21 protein-coding genes and 2 pseudogenes are annotated in these 19,068 nt (G+C 63.5%); 13 read left to right on the plus strand and 10 right to left on the minus strand.

Features of this window, described 5'->3' with window-relative positions; translation table 11 throughout:
• Positions 1-186 precede the first annotated feature (186 nt).
• Together GNX96_RS55155 and GNX96_RS25565 are read left to right on the plus strand one after the other, a co-directional pair.
• Positions 187-570 carry an MFS transporter gene (locus tag GNX96_RS55155; RefSeq protein WP_279581466.1) on the plus strand — a complete coding sequence of 128 codons (384 nt, stop codon included), beginning with the start codon at positions 187-189 and terminating at the stop codon, positions 568-570.
• On the plus strand, positions 507-1,631 hold the full coding sequence (locus GNX96_RS25565) for an MFS transporter (protein ID WP_279581467.1): 1,125 nt from the start codon (positions 507-509) through the stop codon (positions 1,629-1,631). The genes GNX96_RS55155 and GNX96_RS25565 overlap by 64 nt, the downstream gene beginning before the upstream one ends.
• A 6-nt stretch (positions 1,632-1,637) precedes the next feature.
• Here GNX96_RS25565 and GNX96_RS55160 read toward each other — a convergent pair whose 3' ends face one another.
• Positions 1,638-2,966, minus strand: a complete 1,329-nt coding sequence (locus tag GNX96_RS55160) for a CocE/NonD family hydrolase C-terminal non-catalytic domain-containing protein (protein WP_279581476.1) — start codon at positions 2,964-2,966, stop codon at positions 1,638-1,640.
• Between the two features lie 61 nt (positions 2,967-3,027).
• Positions 3,028-3,363: pseudogene (locus GNX96_RS64820) on the minus strand (CocE/NonD family hydrolase); the annotation flags it as partial.
• Between GNX96_RS64820 and GNX96_RS55165 the strand changes: the two are divergent.
• The 7 genes from GNX96_RS55165 (at position 3,299) to GNX96_RS25600 (ending at position 8,997) form a co-directional block, all read left to right on the plus strand.
• Positions 3,299-3,445, plus strand: a complete 147-nt coding sequence (locus GNX96_RS55165) for a hypothetical protein (protein WP_279581468.1) — start codon at positions 3,299-3,301, stop codon at positions 3,443-3,445. The pseudogene GNX96_RS64820 and the gene GNX96_RS55165 overlap by 65 nt on opposite strands.
• Before the next feature lie 764 nt (positions 3,446-4,209).
• Positions 4,210-5,424, plus strand: coding sequence for a hypothetical protein (locus tag GNX96_RS25575; protein ID WP_163570035.1), 1,215 nt, complete (start codon positions 4,210-4,212; stop codon positions 5,422-5,424).
• Entirely contained in the window at positions 5,421-6,530 is a 1,110-nt protein-coding gene (locus tag GNX96_RS25580) for a hypothetical protein (RefSeq protein ID WP_163570036.1), read from the plus strand. The genes GNX96_RS25575 and GNX96_RS25580 overlap by 4 nt, the downstream gene beginning before the upstream one ends.
• Positions 6,521-7,123, plus strand: coding sequence for a tetratricopeptide repeat protein (locus GNX96_RS25585; protein WP_279581469.1), 603 nt, complete (start codon positions 6,521-6,523; stop codon positions 7,121-7,123). Before GNX96_RS25580 ends, GNX96_RS25585 begins: the two co-directional genes overlap by 10 nt.
• Before the next feature lie 225 nt (positions 7,124-7,348).
• On the plus strand, positions 7,349-7,501 hold the full coding sequence (locus GNX96_RS25590) for a tetratricopeptide repeat protein (RefSeq protein WP_163570038.1): 153 nt from the start codon (positions 7,349-7,351) through the stop codon (positions 7,499-7,501).
• A 321-nt stretch (positions 7,502-7,822) separates the two neighbouring features.
• Positions 7,823-8,113, plus strand: coding sequence for a hypothetical protein (locus GNX96_RS25595; RefSeq protein WP_163570039.1), 291 nt, complete (start codon positions 7,823-7,825; stop codon positions 8,111-8,113).
• 545 nt (positions 8,114-8,658) lie between these two features.
• A complete protein-coding gene (locus tag GNX96_RS25600; RefSeq protein ID WP_163569962.1) occupies positions 8,659-8,997 on the plus strand; it encodes a hypothetical protein in 339 nt (112 codons plus the stop codon).
• Between the two features lie 41 nt (positions 8,998-9,038).
• On the opposite strand, the gene GNX96_RS25605 is transcribed toward GNX96_RS25600, so the two are convergent.
• The 4 genes from GNX96_RS25605 to GNX96_RS64825 form a co-directional block, all read right to left on the minus strand.
• Positions 9,039-9,947, minus strand: a complete 909-nt coding sequence (locus tag GNX96_RS25605) for a MurR/RpiR family transcriptional regulator (RefSeq protein WP_163570040.1) — start codon at positions 9,945-9,947, stop codon at positions 9,039-9,041.
• A gap of 71 nt (positions 9,948-10,018) precedes the next feature.
• Entirely contained in the window at positions 10,019-11,338 is a 1,320-nt protein-coding gene (locus GNX96_RS25610) for a SpoIID/LytB domain-containing protein (protein WP_163570041.1), read from the minus strand.
• Positions 11,238-12,551, minus strand: coding sequence for a C40 family peptidase (locus GNX96_RS25615; RefSeq protein WP_163570042.1), 1,314 nt, complete (start codon positions 12,549-12,551; stop codon positions 11,238-11,240). The genes GNX96_RS25610 and GNX96_RS25615 overlap by 101 nt, the downstream gene beginning before the upstream one ends.
• Positions 12,552-13,114: 563 nt before the next feature.
• A complete protein-coding gene (locus tag GNX96_RS64825) occupies positions 13,115-13,570 on the minus strand; it encodes a cytosine permease (RefSeq protein ID WP_390624145.1) in 456 nt (151 codons plus the stop codon).
• 50 nt (positions 13,571-13,620) lie between these two features.
• Here GNX96_RS64825 and GNX96_RS64830 point away from each other — a divergent pair, with 50 nt between their 5' ends.
• Together GNX96_RS64830 and GNX96_RS64835 are read left to right on the plus strand one after the other, a co-directional pair.
• Positions 13,621-14,097 (plus strand): hypothetical protein, encoded by a 477-nt coding sequence (locus GNX96_RS64830; RefSeq protein ID WP_390624146.1) that lies wholly within the window; start codon positions 13,621-13,623, stop codon positions 14,095-14,097.
• Between the two features lie 165 nt (positions 14,098-14,262).
• A complete protein-coding gene (locus tag GNX96_RS64835; RefSeq protein WP_390624147.1) occupies positions 14,263-14,490 on the plus strand; it encodes a hypothetical protein in 228 nt (75 codons plus the stop codon).
• Between the two features lie 57 nt (positions 14,491-14,547).
• Here the strand turns inward: GNX96_RS64835 and GNX96_RS25625 are convergent, their stop codons facing one another.
• Genes GNX96_RS25625 through GNX96_RS25635 form a run of 3 tightly spaced genes read right to left on the minus strand, consistent with a single transcriptional unit; the run spans position 14,548 to position 16,096 of the window.
• Positions 14,548-15,606, minus strand: coding sequence for an ABC transporter permease (locus GNX96_RS25625; RefSeq protein WP_163570043.1), 1,059 nt, complete (start codon positions 15,604-15,606; stop codon positions 14,548-14,550).
• Positions 15,603-15,821, minus strand: a complete 219-nt coding sequence (locus GNX96_RS25630) for a hypothetical protein (RefSeq protein ID WP_163570044.1) — start codon at positions 15,819-15,821, stop codon at positions 15,603-15,605. Before GNX96_RS25630 ends, GNX96_RS25625 begins: the two co-directional genes overlap by 4 nt.
• The gene (locus GNX96_RS25635) at positions 15,794-16,096 is read right to left on the minus strand and encodes a hypothetical protein (RefSeq protein ID WP_163570045.1); all 303 of its coding nucleotides are present in this window, start codon (positions 16,094-16,096) and stop codon (positions 15,794-15,796) included. The genes GNX96_RS25630 and GNX96_RS25635 overlap by 28 nt, the downstream gene beginning before the upstream one ends.
• A gap of 162 nt (positions 16,097-16,258) precedes the next feature.
• On the opposite strand from GNX96_RS25635, the gene GNX96_RS25640 reads away from it, so the two are divergent.
• Together GNX96_RS25640 and GNX96_RS25645 are read left to right on the plus strand one after the other, a co-directional pair.
• The gene (locus tag GNX96_RS25640) at positions 16,259-16,924 is read left to right on the plus strand and encodes an AMP-binding protein (RefSeq protein ID WP_163570046.1); all 666 of its coding nucleotides are present in this window, start codon (positions 16,259-16,261) and stop codon (positions 16,922-16,924) included.
• Positions 16,925-16,944: 20 nt separating this feature from the next.
• A complete protein-coding gene (locus GNX96_RS25645; protein ID WP_163570047.1) occupies positions 16,945-17,589 on the plus strand; it encodes an ISAzo13 family transposase in 645 nt (214 codons plus the stop codon).
• A 33-nt stretch (positions 17,590-17,622) separates the two neighbouring features.
• Here the strand turns inward: GNX96_RS25645 and GNX96_RS25650 are convergent.
• A pseudogene (locus GNX96_RS25650) lies at positions 17,623-18,859 on the minus strand (IS256 family transposase).
• Positions 18,860-19,068 lie beyond the last annotated feature (209 nt).

Below are 19,068 nucleotides of genomic sequence, written 5' to 3' on the forward strand. Positions count from 1 at the left end.
GCCTTTCCGTCCAATACTTTCTTCTAGGTACCTACTATACCGACGCTGTTACGGTGACCGCGTCGCAGCGATGAAACCGCGCCGGAGACCACTGGGCCGCCGGCGATCCCGCCATCCTCCGGTAGGCCCGGGCGGAGGGTGGCGGCCCGAAAATCTGTCTATCTCTGGGAGTTCAACCGCATGTCCATGACCGAATCCACCGCCAACCAGGTCCGGACGGCCCGCAGTCCAAGCCTGGTGCTGGCCTTCTTATGTGTCGCCGGGTTCATGACGTTCGTCGACGTCTCCATCGTCAACGTGTCCCTACCGACCATCGAGCGCGAACTCGGCATCACCGAGACGTACCTGCAGTACGTCGTCACCGCGTACGGCACTGTGCTCGGCGGATTCCTGCTGCTTGGCGGCAGGCTCGCCGACACCTTCGGCCGTCGGCGCATGCTGCGAGGCGGCCTGGTCGGGTTCGCGCGCTCGCCTCGCTGCTGGCGGGCTTGGCGCAGGGCCCGGCCATGCTTATCGTCGCCCGCGGGCTGCAGGGGCTCGGGTCCGCGTTCATCGCGCCCGCCGCGTTGAGCCTCCTGACCACCACTTTCGCGCAGGGCCCGGCCCGTACCCGCGCCCTCGGTGTCTGGGGCGGGATCAGCGGACTGGCCTCGGTGGTGGGTGTGATCCTCGGCGGCCTGCTGACCGAGGGCCCCGGATGGCGCTGGATTTTTATTATCAACGTGCCAATCGGTCTGGTCGCGGCCTTGTTGGCGCCGCTCGTCGTGGCGGAGAGCCGCGACCCCGAACAGCGCAGGAAATTCGATGTTGCTGGCGCTGTCGTGCTCACCGCCGGCTTGGTGTTGCTGATCTACACCCTGGGCCAGACGGTCAGCTGGGGCTGGGATTCGGCGGCCACCATCTGCTGCCTGGTCGCGGTCATGGTGCTGCTCACTGGATTCGTGTTTGTTGAGCGCAGGGCGAGCGCACCCTTGATCCCGCTCTCCATTTTCCGGCAAAAGGTCATCCGCGGTGCCAATATCACCGCGGTGTTCATGCTCGGTACGCTCGTGACGTTGTTTTTCTTTGCCAGCCTGTATATGCAGCAGGTGCTGAACTATTCGCCGGTCACCACGGGCCTCGCGTACCTTCCGATCGCCGTCATTATCTCGGTCGGCGCTGGCGTTTCCCAGCAACTGGTGAACAAGTTCGCGGCCAAGCCGGTGCTCATCGTCGGCCTGGTGTTAGCCACCAGCGGACTCCTGCTTTTGTGGCGTGCTCCAGCTGATGCGAGTTACGTGGTGGACGTGCTGCCCGCGTTCCTGATCGCTGGGCTGGGCCTGGGCATGGCGTTCGTACCGATCCAGGTGGCAGCTTTTGCTGGCGTGCGGGAGGCGGACTCCGGCGTCGCCGCCGGACTGATCAACACCAGTCAAGAGGCCGGAGGCGCGCTCGGCGTGGCGGTCGCCGCGACCGTCGCGTTCAGCCGCGTACCCGAGCTGGTGGCGTGGGCCGGCACTGATCCTGGACGCATCGTGCAGGCCAGGCTCAGCGTGTTCCACGAAGCGTTCCTGGTCGGTGCCGGCCTCGCTTTCGCGGCCGTACTCGTCGCACTCACTCTGCCGATGATGCGAGCAACAGCAACGAAGTAGCGGTCGTCAGGAGGGCAGGGGCCGGGTGCGGGTGGGGTACGTCCGCGGTGCCACCGCGGTGAGGTGCGGTGTGGTCGTGGGCCGTTGAAGGACGGTGGTGCCGACCAGCGGGAGGCTGAGTGAGCTGCCGGTCAGGTCCACCGTGACGGTCGCGCCGGTGCTCGACGGCGAGTTTTTTTCGGTGTCGGACAACGAAAGGATCAGTCCCAGAGTGTGCCCGGCCACGAGGATCTGGTCCTGTGGCTGCAAATGCCAGGTGATCGTGTACCACTGGCCCGGCGTCAGCGGCGTCTGCTGGCTGAGCGACTGGTAGTGCGCCGCGTCCTGCCAGCCGCGCGTCAGCACCCCGTACGACGAGCTCGCGGTGTCCTCGGCGGTGTCGAGATAGCAGGCGCTGTCCGCTGTCGTGGAGTCGCCGTAGCAGCTTCGCGTGCGCAGCGTCTTGACTCCGCTTTCGTCGTCGGCCAGATCCCGGTCGCGGGTAGCCGTGCCGTAGTCGACCAGTCGTGCGGACAGCTCGGTGTCAGGTTTTGTTGCTTTGACGCGCAAAGTGATGGTTGGCGTGCCGGACAGCTGGGTGTTGGCGGCCAACGGCGCGGACAGGAACGCCAGCCGGCCGGTACGGGTGGTGGTCGGACTGGACACGGCGTTGGCCTCGGTGAGGCTGGTGCTGTCGGTGATCGAGCGGGTGGTGGCTGTGCCACCGGGGGAGGTGCCGAGCGTTCCGGCGCCGGTGCTGCTGGCACCCATCGTCAGCGTCACCGGCGCTGATCCGGCCGCCGGGTAATCGCTTTGGGTCTGCCACTGGTTCGGCGTCCGCTCGACGTCGACGGTCGGCTGGCTCATGACACCGTTGTCCAGGCCCTGCAACCAATAGTCGAACCAGGACTGCAGTGTGGTCACCCAGGTGGAGCGGCGAATATCGAATGGGTCGGCGTGGCCTTCCTGCGACAGCCAGAGCTTGCGTGGCACGTCGTGCGCGGCGAGGCCGCTCCACCACTGCGCGAAATTCTGCGGGAAGACATTTTCGTCGTTGAGCCCATGCACGGCGAAGACGCTCGCTTTTACGTTGCCAACATTGGCGAAGTAGTTGCGCTGTGTCCAGAAGGCGTTGTAGTTGCCGGTGTGGTCGTCGCCGCCGGTGGTGAGCGAGGTGTATTCCGACGAGCAGACGCTGCCCGTACGACCGACCTCCGAGGCGAGTCCGCCGGGCCAGCCGGTGGAGCGCGGCACGCCGTTGACCCGCATGTAGTCGTACCAGCTGGAGATCGCCGAGATCGGCACGATGGTGGTCAGGCCGGCGACTCCGGTGGCCGCGACCGCGTTGTTGGCGATCCGTGCCGTCCCAGGACTTGCCGATCATGCCGACCTTGCCGGTGGTCCAGTCCGCGACCGCGGCGGTTCCGTTGGCGTAGTGCGCGGTCGTACGGCCGTTGAGCCAGTCGATGACCGCCTTGGCGCTGGCCACCTCCTCGGGACCGCCGAGGTCTTCGCAGCCTGTGGAACGGTTGGTGCCGGCCAGGTCGACGCCGACGAAAGCGTAGCCGCGCGGCACGAAATAGTTGTCGTAATAAAGCGGCATCGAATCGATGACGCCGTTGCTGTCGTAGTCTTTCACCTGAGTTTCGTTGCCACGGCCGCAACAGGAGTAATACGGCGACGCTTCCATGATCACCGGCACCTTCAGCCCGGCCTGCGCCGCCTCGGACGGTCGTACGATATCGATGGCCACCCGGTCCGGACTGCCGTCGCCGTCGTTGTCCAGACTGGTGTCGACCCAGATGCTTTCGCGGATCGCGTTGGCGTACGAATAGACCGGCGTCGCGTCGTGTTTCCGGACACGTACGGTCGCCGCTGGGCGGCCGAAGCCGGCCCCGCCGGCACGGCCGTCACGCAGACCGCCATCGTGACCAGGACACCCAGGACTCCTGCGAGGGATCCGCGCGGTACACGTCGCATCGAACGTCCTTCCATCGGGGGACTTCGGCGAGCAGTCGAGAGGCCATGATAGAGCAGGAACCCGGTGCCGCGCTGACCTGTGATGACAGCCGCCGTTTCTGGCCTCTTTGCTTTTTGGGCCGCGCCGCCATTCCCCATCAGGCAGCCCTTCGTTCGTACGGTTGCCCATTGCTGGACGTCCAGTCGAAGGTGTGGCTAATGTGCAGACAGATTCATTTGCAGGAATGCGAACATGCCACGGGGGAGCCAAAAATGCGCCACGAGCCTTCGATTTTGTTGTTCTGACGAAGTCTTGACGGCCTACGTGGGTCAGTGGGTCCAACCCACTGTCGCGTTTCGCGGCGATCCCACCCATGTCTCCTCGACGCCGGACACCATTGGCGTCGAGGTAGTGATGCCCGTCGTTTGTCAAGAAGGAGGTGAAATCCATGAAGCCAGCCAAACCGAAGATGAAGCAGATCAAGGTGCGCAAGCCCGGCACCGTACGGCTGACCATTCCAGCCCAGTGCTACGGCTGTTGTTGCTGCGCATAGCGCAGGCGCCACCGGGGACCGAAGGACCGCGAGCCCCTGTCGCGTCCTTTGGTCTCCGGTGATTCCCATCCTCGGAAAGGAAAGTGATGTCGCTCCAGGTCGAGGGCGGGACGTTGCGATTCCATTCGTTGTCTTTCCTACCGGAGGGTGGCGAGGTTGTCGTCGGGCGTACCGATGTCGACTCGTACGGCGTGTTTCCCGACGACGGCGCCGCGCTGCTCCAAGAGCTCGTCGCCGGCCGGGCCACCGAGGATGCCGCCCAGTGGTACAGCAAGACGTACGGCGAAGACGTCGACATGGCCGAATTTGTCGAGACACTTCGGGAACTTGACTTTCTCCGTGTCGATGACGTGGCACGGGTTGGACCGGTGCGGTGGCAGCGGCTTGGCCGGGCGATGTTCTCGCCACCCGCCTGGTGTTGTTACGCTCTCCTGGTCGCGGTGGCGGTGGTGCTTTTGGTGCTGGATCCGCGTTTGTTGCCCAGTCGTCAGCACATCTTCTTCTCGCCCTATTTGCTGGTCATCGAGGTGACACTGTTCTGCGGGCAGCTTCCGCTGTCCATGTGGCATGAGATGTTCCATGTCCTCGCGGGCCGGCGCCTGGGACTGCCTTGTCGTACCCGAGTGGGGCGAAGATTCTATTTGCTGGTGTTCGAGACGGCGATTGACGGACTGGTGGTCGTACCGCGGCGCAAGCGCTATCTGCCGATGCTCGCTGGGATGCTGGCTGACCTGCTGGGTATGTCCGTACTGACGATTGTCGCGTATCTCACCCGCGAGCCGGACGGTACGATCTCGCTGGTTGGTCATGTCTGTCTCGCGCTCGTGCTCACCTCGGTCCTGAGGGTCGTCTGGCAGTTCTATTTCTTCATGCGTACGGATATCTACTATTTGGTCACCACCGTGCTCGGGTGTGTGGATTTGCACGGAACGAGCAGCGCGATGATCGGCAACGGTGTCAAGCGTCTGTTGGGACGGCGGGATCGTTTGATTGACCCGGAAAACTGGCATCCGCGAGACCGTCAGGTGGCGAAATGGTATGCCCCGCTGCACGTCGCCGGTTACGCCGTCATGCTGGCCGTTCTGGTGTTCGCCATTGTTCCGATCGGCTGGCAGTTCCTGACGACCGCGATGCACACCCTGCTGTCCGGTGACGCGCGGCCGGCGCGACTTGCCGATGCGGCCGCCATGCTCGTCATCAACGTCAGCCAGCTCGCTTTCGCGGCCTTTCTGGCCGTCCGCGAGCGCCGCGGCCGCGGCACGTTGTCCAGCCAGGAAAAGAACTTCAAGGAGCGCGCATGAACACCGCCAACCACCTGTGGGTCGCGACATCGAGTAGGAAGGCCGGTCGCGCGCTGGTCGCGTCGCTGCGCCTGGGAACGCCGTTCGCGACGATCGACGCGCACCACCGCCTTCGCGGCCCGTACACCATGGGTGGCAGCATGTTGCGTACTATCGCGCCAGACTTGTTGAGTCACCATCGCGAACTCGCTCAGCGGCATGACCTGGAACTGCTCGCCATCGCGCCGGAGCTCGCCGACAGCCTCGAATGCCAGCGAGTCACGTTGATGGCCACCGCCGCTCCGCAGGATCGGACCAGGTATTTCTCGGCTACCCAGACCGCGCGGCTGGCACACGGATTCGTCGATCTCCTGCTGGCATACCTCGCGCGCCTGGACGGTCCAGCGCCATTGGTGGTGATAGAGAACGCCGAGCTGTCGGAGGCCACCGACGTCGAGCTCCTGACGATTCTCCTTCGCCGCGCCGACCCGCGGCGGCTGCGGTTGGTGATCTGTACGGCCGGTGAGGTCAGCGAACCGCTCGCCGGATTTCTTGGCAAGTACACCACCAAAGTCCAGGCCGACGAGATATCCGAGAACGATGACTCGTGGACTGATGATCCGGCGGATTATGTGGCGGCGGAATGCGTCGGCGACGATCGGCAGCGAGCCGCCTACCTGGCCCTGGATCCGGCCGAGCGCGCCGCCCTGCATGACCAGCGCGCACGGGATCTGCTGGGGCGCAACGAGTTCTCGCTGCAGCTTGGTGCTGTCCCTTACCATCTCGTGCGCGGCAGCGATCCGGCCGGTGCCGGCGCCAAGGCCGCCGAGATAGCTCTCCAGCACTGCCTAATGCAGGGTTTCTACGAGTCGGTGTTGCATTTCGGTCGGCACGTACTGGACTTGCTTGACTGGTCAGTGGACGGCGAACGTTGCTGGCTGGCCACCGTCAAGATGGGGACCGCGCTTTCGGCGCTGGACCGGCCGGCGGAGGCGGAGCAGGTGTACGAGGACGCCTGCCGCAGCAGCACGCTGCCCGCTGTCCATCTGGGTCCGCGTACGGGCGTGCGATGCTCTACACCCGCTTCTACGACGAAAAGCGGGACCAGGGGCGGGCGATGTCTTTGATCAACACTGCCATCTGCATCGCGTCACTCGGCACCGAACAGCAACGCCGGGCGTACAACGTCACCTTTCAGGAAAACGGCAGAGCGCTCGTCGAAATGCACCTTGGCAACTTCTCGGCGGCACTGCGCCTGCTGGACGCGGGGCTGGCCCGGTTGGATGAGGAGGTCGATCCTGGCCGGTTCGCGCCGCACCGCTCGGTGCTCATGTACAACAGGGCGAAGCTGTTGAGTCGTATTGGTTCGCCGGAGGAGGCGCTTCGGGCGTACGACGCGGTGATCGGCGTCGACCCCAACTATTCGGAGTACTACGTCGAGCGGGCCGAAGTGCATCGGCAGCTGGGCGCGGTGGAGCTGGCCTTTTCCGACTACGAAACGGCAATCCGGCTCAGCCCGCCGTATCCACAAACCCATTTCAACCGCGGCGACCTGGCGATGGAACAGGGCGACCTGCCGCGCGCGCGATCGCGGATTTCGACCGCGCTCTTGAGCTGGATGACACATTGGTGGACGGCTATGTCAACCGGGCCACCTGCCAGTTGGATCTCGATGAGTGGGAGAAGGCAGGCGAGGACATCGACACCGGGCTCGTTCTGAGTCCCGACCATCCGCAGCTGCGTTGTTTGCAAGGTATGTTCGAACAGCGTCGTGGAAATCTGCCGGCGGCCCGCGAGGCTTTCGCCGCCGCGGTAGAGCTCGATCCGTCGCTGGCCGCCGGTTGGTGCAACTTCGGAATACTGGCATTTTGACGAGGGCGAGATCAGCGCGGCCATCAGCTATTTCGACCGGGCCATCGCGCTCGACGACGACCCGACGATACGGATGAACCGCGGCATCGCGCGCCACCAGGCCGGCCAGCACGCTGAAGCGATCGAGGATTTTTCCTTCGCGCTCTTGACTGTCGACGAAGACGACGCCGGCGAGCTGCTCAGCCACCGAGATCAGTGCCTGCGTGAGCTCGTGTCCAAGCCCTAGTGGTCTGTCTGTGGCGTGCTGAATCGCTGGTCGTTGCTGATGACAAATGTCCCTGGCGTTCGCTACCGCCTGCATGTTCTACTCGACCGGCACTTTCGCGGTGCGGACCGCAAAGTCTCCGCCGCGGCGAAGGTGCGTACGCACATGCCGTCATATCTGAGGTGACCATCGGTCACCGGGCGGTAGTCGAGATTGGAGCATGAGCTTATGAAGGTGAGTAGCGGTGTGCGGCGCACTCTCGCCGTCCTTGTCGCAGCGGTGACAGCTACGGCCTTGATTCTGGCGGCGACATCGCCGGCCGAAGCTTCCACGGTGCGGCCGATGTACTGGACTAGCAACGCGCACATTTGGATCAGCGTCGAAAAGGATTTCCAGTTTTACACCGCGGTCAAGTTGCAGAGTGTCCCGAGTGGCAACTCGGTGTATGGCCATTGGGCCGCGTGGAACGCTGACGACCCCAGTCAATCCGGCAACACCGCGGAGCGGTGGTGGACCGTCAGTGAAGGGCAGAGCCAGATCGCCAACACGTGGCGTCATACCTGTGCGACTTTCTGGGTCCACGGCACCGGCTACACCGAGTGGGGGCCAGCGCTCTGCGCGTTCGCCTATTAGCAGCGCCTCATCGGGGCTAGGAAGCTCGTCCGCATGGCCCCCATGCTTGCGTCTGACGCAAGTATGGGGGCCATGCGGACGTCCGGCGGGGCGGAATTAGGAGCCTGGAGCCGTGGATTTACGGCCCCGCGTGTTCGTGTCCGGTCGAATTAATTAGGTGGAGACGGACCCTTTACAACCATGATCTAAGGCGTGTACGAAGTGACCCAGCAGCCCATCTTCGAAATGTTCCCTGGCAGTGCGGAACGGCATACCTACTGAGGCGATAAGCGCGGCCCTCGTACGAGGGTCACGGGCCTGGTCGGCATCGAGAGAAAAGGGGCGTGGACAATGGAAAACGTGATCAGTCGTGGGTGGAGTCGAGGACTCCTGGTGGGCGCTCTCGCGGCGGCGTTGGTCGGTGGCACGGCTGCGGCCGCGCAGGCCGGCGTCGATCCAGCGCTGGCGGCGGGGACGCATCGGCCGGCCACCGTGGTACGGCCGCTGGACTGCTCGTCGATTCCGTCCACCGCGGACGACAATATTCTGCGGATCCTGCGGGACGTGTGGGAAACCAGCGGGGCGTCGACGACCGGGTGCGGTTGGCTGAATTCGAGACGGCTTGGGTGGAGTCGCATGCCAACAATCTGCCGTGTGGTGACCAGGACTCGATTGGTGTCTTCCAACAGCGGCCGAGCCAGGGCTGGGGCACGTACGACCAGATCATGGATCCGTACTATGCCACCAACAAATTCCTCGACTATGCCATTCCGACGGCGGCCGACAACACCTGGATGACGGCCGGCCAGGTCGCGCAGGCCGTCCAGCGCTCGGAATACCCGGACCGGTACGAAGAGGCCCAGGGCATCGCGCAGGACATGATCAATCGTTCGTGGGGGCTGTAAATCCGACCGGAACGGCTCTCAGTGTGGCGAGCCGGACCTGCTCAGGCGCCGCCTTTCCAGTGATGGTCCGCGACCGCGGCGGCCGTGCGCTCCAGGGCGCTCTGGGTGTCCGCGTACGTGCGCTGGGCGACGGCGATGTAGAGACAGTCCAGGATCAGCATCTGTGCGTGCCGCCCGGCCATGCTGCCGGAGCGGAAGGAGATTTCCCTGGACACGGTCTCCAGCACGATGTCGCTGACCTTCGCGAGCCGTGCACGCGGCGAGTTCGTGACTGCGATCGTGGTGGCGCCCTGGTCCCGGGCCAGCGCGGTCGCCTCCACGACCTCTTTTGTCCCGCCGGTGTGTGAAATCGCGAGTACGACGTCCCCAGTAGTCAGCAGTGCGGCGCTTGCCAGCGCGTCGTGGATCTCGTTCCAGGCGCTCGTACGCCGGCCTATCCGGTTCAGTCGCCGGCTGAATTCGCCGGCGGTGGATGCGCTGCTGCCGCTCACGCCGTAAATGTCGATGCTCCGGGCGGTGGCTATTCGCTCGGCAGCAGTTTCCAGCGCGACCAGATCGATGCGGGCGGCGGTGTCCTCCAGCGCGCGTACGTCGGCGGCGAGCAGTTGGGCGAGAACCCGCGGCATCGGCTCGTCCGGCGCGACCCCGCTGGTTCCTTCCGACCAGGCCGGCGTCGGATGGACCGGGTCGTGGCTCATCCGCCCGACCTCCGCGGCCAGCGCCAGCCGCAACTCGCCGTAGCCGGACAACCCGACGGACCGGCAGAACCGAGTGACCGTCGTACGAGAGATGTCACAGCTCGCGGCGAGGTCGACGATGGTGGTGGCCGCGACCTGCGCCGGATGGGCGAGGACCTCCCGGGCAAGCCGCTGCTCGGCCTCCGAGAGCGTCGGCAGGACGGCACTGACACGCGCGTGGACGGAACCGCCGAACGGAGCGTTGGGACCCAAACGCTCCGCTGGCGGGGCTGCTGCTGCTCATGGTCGCTACGGTTGCCCATCGGGCGGCGACCCGTCAACCGTCAGTGGTTCCAGGCGCCGGTAATGGGGGTGTCGTTTTGTTGTCCGAATGCGGTGGTGATGTCGGTGTGTGGGGTGATGTTGGAGTTGCAGAGGTAGTAGACGCCGGTGGTTTGTCGGTAGACGCCGATGGTGGTGTAGCCATCTGCGTTCCAGTCTCCGGTGACTGGTACATCGCCGGTCGCACCGAAGGTGATGGAGCCGTCGGTGTGTGCGGTGATGTTGGAGTTGTCGAAGTAGAAGGTGGAGTTGCTGGGTCGGTAGACGCCGACTGTCGTGCAGCCGTCGCCGTCCCAGTCTCCGGTGATGGGTACGTCGCCTTTTTGGCCGAAGGTGAGTGAGCCGTCGATGCGGCTGGTGATGTTGGAGTTGTCGAAGTAGAAGGTGGACGTGCTGGGTCGGTAGACGCCGACTGTGGTGGAGCCGTCGCAGCAGTCCCAGTCGCCGGTGACGGGGATGTCGCCGAATTGTCCGAAGGCGAGTGAGCCGTCGGTATTGCCGGTGATGTTGGAGTTGTCGAAATAGAAGGTGGAGGTGCTGGGGCGGAAGGTGCCTACGGTGGTGAAGCCGTCGGCGTTCCAGTCGCCGGTGACGGGGATGTCGCCTTGGGCACCGAAAAAACGAGTGTTCCGTCGGTGTGGCCGTTGGTCGTTGAATTGCTGAAAATGAACGTGGAGCTGAGTCCGCGATAAACGCCGAGCGTCGTGGTGTAATGCGGGCGTCCACCGCCGGTGGACAGCGTGATGCCGGAGTAGTACGTGGTCAGGATGCGCTGGTACGAGTACCCGGCCACCGCGCAGGCTTGTGATCCGTACTGGCTCATCTTGCTGCCGTCCGCGCCGGCGCCGCAGCCCTCGCCATTGTTTCCGGTCAGGTTCGCGCGGTATTGGCTTTCGAAAATCGCGCCGCCACGGTGCATGGAGACCGGCCAGGTGGGCGTCCACCGCGGCGTCGGTCGACGGCTGATGGCTCCCGGCCTTGTAAACCTGGGAGCTGGTGCTGTCGTACACGTCGAAGCACTGGCCACCGGACGTACGGTCGCCGGAATGGTTTGTCCAGTACCAGGCGTAAGTTTTCGCTGCCATCGCGCCGGCTTGCAGTGCGGCCGCGCTCCAGCTCGCGATCCATTCGTTGGGCAGCACGTCCTTGACGTACTGTTCGAATGGCACTGTGACAATGGACCCGGTCGCGGTGATAAGGACACGGATCGAAGCCGGCGGATTATTGTCGTCGTAGTGGCCATTGCATCCGGTCGAGGCGAGCGGACCGACCGTGGTTCCCATGGTGCTGGGCAATGCGTTGGCGGCAGCCGCCTTGGTCACGCCAAGCACCATTGCCAACGCCACTAACGGTACGAGCGTCCACTGATATTTCTTCACCATTTCTTCCCTCCTTTCGGCCACGGCTCAGTGGTTCCAGGCGCCGGTTATCGGTGTGTGTGTCGTTTTGTTGCCCGAAGGCGGTGGTGATGTCGGTGTGTGGAGTGATGTTGGAATTGCAGAGGTAGAAGACCCCGGTTGTCGGCCGGAAGACGCCAATCGTGGTGTAGCCGTCCCCGTTCCAGTCGCCGGTGACTGGTACGTCGCCGGTGGCGCCGAAGGTGATGGAGCCGTCGGTGTGTGCGGTGATGTTGGAGTTGTCGAAGTAGAAGGTGGAGTTGCTGGGTCGATAGACGCCAACCGTCGTGCAGCCGTCGCCGTCCCAGTCGCCGGTGATGGGTATGTCACCCTTCTGGCCGAAGGTGAGTGAGCCGTCGATGCGGCTGGTGATGTTGGAGTTGTCGAAGTAAAAGGTCGAGTTGCTGTCTCGATAGACGCCAACCGTCGTGGAGCCGTCGCAGTCCCAGTCTCCGGTGACCGGGTGGTCGCCGAATTGTCCAAAGGCGAGCGAGCCGTCGGTGTTGCCGGTGATGTTGGAGTTGTCGAAATAGAAGGTGGAGGTGCTGGGGCGGAAGGTGCCTACGGTGGTGAAGCCGTCGGCGTTCCAGTCGCCACTGACCGGAATGTCGCCCTGTGCACCGAAAGTCAAGGTCCCGTCGGTGTGGCCGCTCGTGGTCGAGTTGCTGAAAGAGAACGTCGAGCTTAATCCGCGGTAAATGCCGAGTGTCGTGGTGTAATGCGGGCGCCCAGTGAACAGTCGTGCGCCGCCATAGAAGTCTGTGTGGGCCGACAGGTTGGAGACCTTGACCAGCTCGCCAGAGTTGGCGGCCTCCACGATCCAGCCGGCGCCGAGATACATGGCGACGTGATGGATCCCGGCGACAGTGTTGTTGCTGCTGTAGAAAAGCAGATCACCGGGGAGAGCTTGAGCGGTGCTGTAGAAGTGCGTCTTCACCGCCGGTGAATGCCATTGTGCATCGGTGTTTCCCGATCCGAGGATGTCCGGGCCGAGCGCGAGGGCGTAGCCGTAGCGGACCAACCCGGAGCAGTCGAGACCTTTGACATGGCAGTCGTTGGGCGCGCCATTGTTCGGGTCGCATTGACCCAGCGTCGGGCCCGGTTGCGGGCCGTGCCCGCCGCCCCATGAGTAGGGCACGCCGATTTGGTAGCAGGTATTGATAACCGCGTTGTTCGCTTGCTGTGCTGCTCCACACGGCGAGTACGCCGCACGCTGGCGCGCGCCTGCGCCGGACTGCTGTTCGCGAGCCCGCTCGCGAACAGCGACAGAGCGATCAGGAGTACGGCCGAGAATCTCGGCCAGCCGGTTCGGTGGGTTGCTACTTCCATGGTGTGCATCCCTTCGGCGGCGCCGCGGTGAGCGGGTGGGCAGGGGGCGGCGCAGGGAGTGGGGCGGCTGCCCCACGGGAGAGGTGGACGGTTCGCCTTGTGAATAATGCCCGTGCTTGCTTGTGCGGGCATGATCTTTGCCCGCGACCTCTCGCGTGTCAATGGAGAGAGCACACATTCCCCAAGTTGGCCCCCGATTTGCCGTCAACCGTTCCTCGTATGACAATTGTCAAAAGACGGCCCCCGGAGAGAATTCCCCTATATCTCGATAAAAAACACCGCGAACTCGACGTATTCGCTGGCGATCCGCCGGTAAAGGCAGCGAAAACGTCGAGTTCGCGAAGGGCAGCGTTGGCCCAGGTCATCGTCCGGTCATCGCTCGCTCGCGGTATTTGCACGGAACACATAGCGGCGCAGCACCGGATACAGGACGAGCACCGAGCCGAGGGTGACCAGGAAGCCCAGCGGCGTGATGCCCGACTCGGTCAGGAAACCGCCGGTGGCCGCCGAAGCCAGAACCGAGACCACGCCAGCCCAGTTGACGGATTCGACCTCGTCTGGGTCCGCCACTTTGCGCCGCCGTATGAGGTAATAGTCGGCGATGATCACGCCGGCCAGCGCGGTCGTGGTCACGCCGAGGACTCCGAGGTACCGATTGATGAGGCCCAGAATGTCTCCGGCCACCATCAGCAGTCCGATGACATTGGCGAGCACCACCATGGTCAGTCGGCCCACATTGCGACGCAGCAGCCCGTCGAAGAGGTTGGACAGTGAGAGCGACCCGGAGTAGGTGTTCGGCACCTGCGCTTTGGCTTGTGCCACGTACATCAGCAAAAAAACCGAGCAGTCCGGCCAAGACGATGAAATAGGCGCCGGAGTTGTTGTTCGCCATCCACGAAACCTTTTCCGCGATCGTGGCGCCCTGTTGGCTGGCCGCGACGGCCGGATTCTTACCAAGGTATGTGGCGACCGCGCTGCTTCCAGCTCCTACGATCAGGCAGCCCAGCACCACCATCACGATGTCGATCATGATCGCCCCGCCGATCGCGAGGATGCCGACATCCTTGCTGGTACGGGCATACCGGGCGAAGTCGGCGTCGGTCAGCGCGAGAGCACCGCCGGCCGAACCCGCGAGGATGGCGATCACCGCGGCGAAATGCGCGCTGCCGTCGCCGCCGGTCACCGGTCCTGCCGTCAAGATCGCGGACAATGACAGACCCGATGTGGTCACCGCGATGGCCGCGAGAGCTATCGCCAGGATGAGAAATGCTATGAGCAGCACTGTCGACGTACGTTGCACCAGCTTCAGGCCGAATGTCGTGAGCGCGATCCACACCACCGTCAAAAGACCGTAGATAACGATCGCGTTGACCACCGACGGTTTCCAGCCGAACATGAAGAGTGTCCCGTAATAGAGCAGCGCGTCTTCCAGCGCCAAAAATCCGATGATCATGAAGGAATAGATCAGCGAGGCGATCACCGAACCACGGATTCCCAGCCCGTACACGCGTGAGGTCACCGTGCTGGAGGTGCCGTTCTGGTACGCCACGTGGCCGACCAGCCAGCCCAGGGTGCCGCCGAAGACCGTCACCAGCAGACCGGCGAGAATCCCCCAGCCGACCCCGGCGATCAGGGTCACTCCGCCGCCGATCGCCAGCTGGACCAGCGTCGAGACGATGCCCGCCGTATTCATCAGGAGTCCCCAGCCGCCTCGGCGGGCGGCCAGTGGGACAGCGGTCAGCGCGTAGTCCTCGATCTGGGTCTTTATGCCGGCAGGTTCTGTGGCCACCGAACGCCTCCGAGATTTAGTGCGGCTCTCGCCGGGAAAACAGCCGAATGTTGATCGACCAGAGCCCTTCGCGCTGGAGGATTTCGCTGACCGCGGCACCCGCGACGATCAGTCCGCTCAGAATTTGCTGCCAGTAGCTGGGAACGCCCGAGATCGCGAGGCCATTGGCCAGGGTGCCAAGGAAAAGCACCCCGATGGCGGTGCCCACCACACCGCCCGAGCCGCCGCGTAACGCGGTTCCGCCGAGCAGGACGGCGGCGGCCGCGTCGAACATGATCGTGTCGCCGACCTGCGGGCTGGCCGCGGCGACCCGGGCGCACTGCAGCACCGCCCCGAGGGCAGCGGCCGAGGCACAGATCGCGTACACCCAGATCGTGACCCGAGTCGTGTTGATGCCAGCCAGTCGGGCCGCCTGGAAATTGCCGCCCACCGCGTACAAGTCCCGGCCGAAATGGGTGAACCGCAACACCCACCATGCCGCGAAGAACACCACGGCCATCATGATCACCGGAATCGGTATGCCGACCACGCTCCCGAATGCCATTCCGTCCAGGAATCCGGAATTGATCGCCTTCGTCTCGGTGCCCGATACCAGGTTGACCAGTCCGCGAAAGAGCGACAATGTCCCCAGCGTCACCACCATGAAAGAGGCGCGAAGGCGGCCGATCAGGAATCCGTTCGACAGCGCACCCAACGCTCCGGCCAGTACGACCGTGGCCACGCATGCCACGAAGATGGGGAATCCCAAATCGTGGTAGAACCAGGCCAAAATGAACCCCGAAAGGGCCATCATCGACCCGATCGACAGGTCGAACCCGCCCAGGATCAGGACGAAGGTCAAGCCCATCGACAGCATCCAGAGAATGGAGACACTGGTCAGCAGGGTCTTGATGTTGGCTTCGGTGGTGAACGTCGGCTGAGTGACGGCGAAATAGGCGATCAGCAGGACAAGGCCGATCGCGATCATCGCGATCCGCGAGTGGGCGAGAAAAGAGCGGACTCGGGAACTCAGATGTGGGTCGGTCGCGGATAAATCGCGACCTTCGGTACGGGGGCCACTCTGAATGTCGGTCATCGCGGTCCCTCCGTCGCCAGGTGGGTGAGCCGTGCCTGGGTTGCCTCGGCACGGGAGAGCGTGGCCACCACCCGGCCCCGAAACAGCACGACAAAACGGTCGCAGAGCAGCAACAACTCATCGATCTCGGCGGATGAGATGACCAGCGCCATCCCGTTGTCCCGTGCCTCGTGGACGATCCGATGGATCAGGGTGGTTTCACCGAGACCGACCACCGGAATGTCCAGCGCAGCCCGCAGTTCATGGACACCGCCGTCCTGGAAATGGCCCACCACCACGGCGTCGAAACCGCGCCGTGCGGCGTCCAGGTTGGCGGCGACGAGTTCGTACGCGCAGCGGCCTCGCTGAGCCGGTGAATGTACGGGTGCGGCCGTTCCAGGCCGGCGACGACAACCTCGACCTGATCACCGGCCAGTGCCCGCAGAGCATCCTGGAGAAGACGCAAATACGTGCTTCCCGAAGCGGTGAAACTCTGCCAAAGGATTCTCATCTGATCCGTTCCCTGTCGTCGTGACCCATCCCTATTCTGGTGCTGTCGCGATGGTGTCGCACTTCCTTGTTTCGGTCAGCGAACCGAGCGCTGGCCAGCGGGGCGGTCGTGCTGCAACTTCGGAGGCGTGCTCGTACGATGCCATTCGCCGGGGGTGCAGCTTTGATTTCGCCAACCGTGGACGCGGCGGAGAAATTCGCTGAATCGGTGCCACTGTCCATTCCCGACCTGTTGCGCGCACGGGCGAAGCAGTCGCCCGATCGGCCACTTCTGCGGATCGGTGCCGATCGATGGACCGCTTCGCAGGTGTGCGACCGGGCATCCCGATTCGCGGCCGCTCTGCGAGCGGAAGGAATCGCGGCCGGTGAGCGGGTCGCGATCATGGCCGACAACAGGATCGAGGTGCTCGACCTTATTCTGGGTTGTGCGTGGATGGGCGCGATCGCCGTTCCCATCAACACCGGCGTACGCGGCCAACAGCTCCATCACATTCTCACCAACTGTGCGGCCGAGCTGCTGGTGATCGAGAATGCCTTTCTCGATCGGATAGAAGCGTTGCCGGACACCGCGTCGCTTCGACGAATCTGGACGCTGGACGGCCGGGAACCCGAGTCGCCGTTGGCCGTCGCGCTGCCACCGCTGAGCATGGGCATCGAACCTGCCGATGTCCGTCCTCGCGACACTGCGCTCATTCTCTACACTTCCGGCACGACCGGTGTCTCCAAAGGAGTGCTCTCCCCGCATGGGCAGTTTCATTGGTGGGGAGTCAATGTCAGTACGCAGCTGGAGCTTAGGAATTGGAATGAAATAACATTTCAAGTTGGCTGATTATTTGGTATTATGTCGGGGTGCCCAAGGATCGATCTGTTGAATTTGCTGCGATGGCGGAGCGTCTGGCCGGTTTGCTGCCGGCTTTGGATGAACGTCAGCGGCGGTTGGCGTTGGCGACGGAGGCTTGTTCGTGGGGGTATGGTGGGATTTCCGCTGTGTTTCGCGCGACCGGTGTGTCCATGCCGACGATTCGTCGGGGTGTGCGGGAGTTGGATGCTGCGGGTGATGGTGTCCCGCGGGGTCGTGTGCGGATTCCTGGCGGGGGTCGCAAGAAGGCCGAGGACGCCGACCCGGATTTGATGGATTGCTTGGATTCCTTGATTGAGCCTGGAACGCGAGGTGATCCGGAGTCCCCGTTGCGGTGGACTACGAAGTCAACTCGCAATCTCGCCAAGGAGGCAACCGAGCAAGGCTATGCGGCTAGTCATACGCTCGTGCGGAATATTCTCCGCGGGATGGGCTACAGCCTGCAAGGAACCCGGAAAACCCTGGAGGGTGAACAGCATCCTGATCGTGACGCCCAGTTCCGTTACATCAACGGACTCGCCGAAGATTTCCTGACCACTGGCGATCCAGTGATCAGCGTGGACACGAAGAAGAAGGAGCTGGTCGGGAGGTTCACGCAGGCCGGGCGGGAAGAGCCTGTCACGATTTCTGTGTAAGCCGGAGGTGATTGGCTTACTTGTCTTATTATATCAGAATGTTAGGCGGCCGGGGAATAGTTGGGTGAGGGTGTTGAGTGCTATTTTCCAGCCCCAGGTGCCTGTTCCTGAGGCTCCGCCGCGTTGGGTGGAGATGTTGCGTAGTCCGAGGTAGATGAGTTTCATGGCTGCGTCTTTGTCGGGGAAGTGTCCGCGGTTTTTTTGGTGATTTTGCGGAGTTGGAAGTTGATGGATTCGATTTGGTTGGTGGTGTAGACAATTTTCCGGAGTTCTGCGGGGTAGTCCAGGAAGGGGGTGAAGTCGTTCCAGGCGTTGTTCCACACGTCGACGGCTCCGGGGTATTGTTTGCCGTGGGTCTTGGCGAACGCGTCGCGGGCGAGCTCGGCGGCCTCCAGGGTGGGCGCGGTATAGATCTCGCGCATCGACGCGGCCAGTGGTTTGCGGTCCTTGTAGGACACGAACCGCATGGCGTTGCGGATGACGTGCACGACGCAGGTTTGCACTACGGTGTCAGGGAAGATTGAGCGGATCGCGTCCGGGAGCCCGGTCAGCCCGTCGCAGCACGCGATGAGGATGTCCCGCACGCCGCGGTTGCGCAAGTCCGTCAGGACCTTGGCCCAGAACTTGGCTCCCTCGGTGTCCTGGATCCAGCATCCGAGAGGGAGTGTTTGCGGCCGTCCACGTCCACTCCGATGGCCAGGTACGCGACCTTGGTGGTGACCACGCCGTTGTCCTTGATTCGGACCCGGATCCCGTCGATGTAGAGGATCGGGTAGACCTCGTCCAGCGGCCGTGACTGCCACAGCTTGATCTCGTCGACGACCACGTCGGTGATGTTCGAGATCAACTCCCGGGACGCGTTTACTCCATATATTTCAAGTAAATGCGCCTCGATGTCACGAGTTGTCATTCCTCGCGAGTACAAAGACAGGATCATGTCATCGATATTCCCCAAACGACGGGCACGTTTGGGTACGATCGTGGGCTCGAACGTCCCGTTCCGGTCCCGCGGCACCTCGATCTGGACCGGGCCGCTGAGCGTGGACACGGTCTTGCGGGTTAGCCCGTTCCGGGAGTTGCCGGACCCGCGTCCCTCCGGCGCGCCGTGCTCATAGCCCAGGTGGTCGCTCATCTCGACCTGCAACGTCCGATCCAGCACCGCCTTGGTCATCTGGTTCAGCAGACCGTTCGCCCCGTCTACCGGCGTCCCAGTGGCCTTCGCGTCCGCTAGTAGAGCATCGATCGTCGCGGTCGAGAGCGCCCCCGTCAGCCGCGCAGCCGCCGTCTCATCATCACGACGAGACGAAATGTTCCGAGTCATACGGTGTCCCTTCCGACCAACCAACAGGCCAGTCGATCTTGGTACACCTCCGGCTTACACACTTGGCATGACACGCCCGGCGGGAATGGCGGGAGAGTGGCAATCCGGTCAAGGTCTCGACCTATGACTTTCCCAACGCGAACGGCAAAGCCATCCCG

The sequence above is a fragment of the Fodinicola feengrottensis genome (assembly GCF_010993775.1).
Lineage (GTDB): Bacteria > Actinomycetota > Actinomycetes > Mycobacteriales > HKI-0501 > Fodinicola > Fodinicola feengrottensis.

What these genes read in the sequence shown, in the direction of transcription:
- GNX96_RS55155 (WP_279581466.1), top strand. Translation starts at nt 187, where the DNA reads ATGACCGAATCCACCGCCAACCAGGTCCGGACGGCCCGCAGTCCAAGC.
- GNX96_RS25565 (WP_279581467.1), top strand. Translation starts at nt 507, where the DNA reads ATGCTTATCGTCGCCCGCGGGCTGCAGGGGCTCGGGTCCGCGTTCATC.
- GNX96_RS55165 (WP_279581468.1), top strand. Translation starts at nt 3,299, where the DNA reads ATGATCACCGGCACCTTCAGCCCGGCCTGCGCCGCCTCGGACGGTCGT.
- GNX96_RS25575 (WP_163570035.1), top strand. Translation starts at nt 4,210, where the DNA reads ATGTCGCTCCAGGTCGAGGGCGGGACGTTGCGATTCCATTCGTTGTCT.
- GNX96_RS25580 (WP_163570036.1), top strand. Translation starts at nt 5,421, where the DNA reads ATGAACACCGCCAACCACCTGTGGGTCGCGACATCGAGTAGGAAGGCC.
- GNX96_RS25585 (WP_279581469.1), top strand. Translation starts at nt 6,521, where the DNA reads ATGTCTTTGATCAACACTGCCATCTGCATCGCGTCACTCGGCACCGAA.
- GNX96_RS25590 (WP_163570038.1), top strand. Translation starts at nt 7,349, where the DNA reads ATGAACCGCGGCATCGCGCGCCACCAGGCCGGCCAGCACGCTGAAGCG.
- GNX96_RS25595 (WP_163570039.1), top strand. Translation starts at nt 7,823, where the DNA reads ATGTACTGGACTAGCAACGCGCACATTTGGATCAGCGTCGAAAAGGAT.
- GNX96_RS64825 (WP_390624145.1), bottom strand. Translation starts at nt 13,570, where the DNA reads ATGTACGTGGCACAAGCCAAAGCGCAGGTGCCGAACACCTACTCCGGG.
- GNX96_RS25625 (WP_163570043.1), bottom strand. Translation starts at nt 15,606, where the DNA reads ATGACCGACATTCAGAGTGGCCCCCGTACCGAAGGTCGCGATTTATCC.
- GNX96_RS25635 (WP_163570045.1), bottom strand. Translation starts at nt 16,096, where the DNA reads ATGAGAATCCTTTGGCAGAGTTTCACCGCTTCGGGAAGCACGTATTTG.